This window comes from Actinokineospora sp. (assembly GCF_050699995.1).
GTDB lineage: Bacteria > Actinomycetota > Actinomycetes > Mycobacteriales > Pseudonocardiaceae > Actinokineospora.
Genome location: NZ_JBOHGC010000034.1, coordinates 1 through 1,009, shown reverse-complemented (window position 1 = coordinate 1,009; position 1,009 = coordinate 1). Strand labels below are relative to the sequence as shown.

Here is a 1,009-nt window from a genome sequence, read left to right as displayed (position 1 = left end):
AACTGTGGCGGGTGCAGAGCAAGGAGCTGGCGTTTGACCGATCCGCTGATGGCACGGTCGTGCGTGTGACCACGATCGCGCAGGCCGTGGCGCTTGCCCTGGGGCGGGCGCTCTACGGCGACGGCTTCCGGCCCGACAAGGCGTTTCCCCGCGCCGACGCGCTGCCCGAACCGGGTCCGCGACCGCGCCAGGAGGAACTTCGCTTCACGCCGCCGCCAGCACCGGTGGATGGCGGGGAGCGGATGCTAGCCCCAGTCGCCGGAGGAAACGGGACTCCGAACGCGGACGTCGCGCTGGAGTTCATCGGCATCTGCCCCGATTGCGGCGCCTCCCTTGTCCACGAAAACGGATGCACAACCTGCCGGCAGTGCGGCTACTCCCGGTGTTGACCGCGCAGTGGTAGACTGAAACCACGGTGCGCGAGCGCACCCGGGCGGGTCGTCGCCGGGCGGCCTCGGGCACGGCGTTCCCCGGACGGCCACCAGCAGACGATGCCCGCACAGAGGGAGGGCCTTCGGAATGTGGTGGTGGAGCGTCGCGATCGGCCTCATGGCGGTGCTGGCAGCGGGCCTGACGGTATCTGCCCAGCCCGCGAACTGGATCGTGGTCCCCGGCCACGCCATCGGGGACATTCAACTGGGCATGACGCAGCAGCAGGTGCTCAACCGGCTGGGCATGCCCGATGAGATCTCCAACGATCGCAGCAGCGACGGCGGACGGAACATCTACTGGGTCTATCCGCAGGTTGATCGACAGGTCCTGGTGGTCTCGTGGACGAAGCGGCAGGACGAGACCGGCGGCGTGGACTTCGTCTTCACCGACTACATCCGGTACGTCACCAGCAAAGGCGTCTCGCTGGGCGCGTCGACATTCAAAGACCTGTTGACGCAGTACGGCATGCCCGAGCGGATGTCGGGGGTCGGCCGCGGCGGTGTGATGTTCTACTATGAAGGCCAGGGAGTCAGATTCCGCGTCGAGGGCGACGCGGGCAAGGTGACCGCGGTGACGA

At 67.7% G+C, this 1,009-nt stretch carries 2 protein-coding genes; both read left to right on the top strand.

Going from position 1 to position 1,009, the window contains the following annotated elements; translation table 11 throughout:
* Window positions 1-389, top strand: a 389-nt coding sequence (locus tag ACRDSQ_RS02305; RefSeq protein ID WP_431418325.1) for a hypothetical protein, incomplete at its 5' end; no start/stop codon positions are given.
* Between the two features lie 160 nt (window positions 390-549).
* Window positions 550-1,009, top strand: a 460-nt coding sequence (locus ACRDSQ_RS02300) for a hypothetical protein (protein WP_431418324.1), incomplete at its 3' end; no start/stop codon positions are given.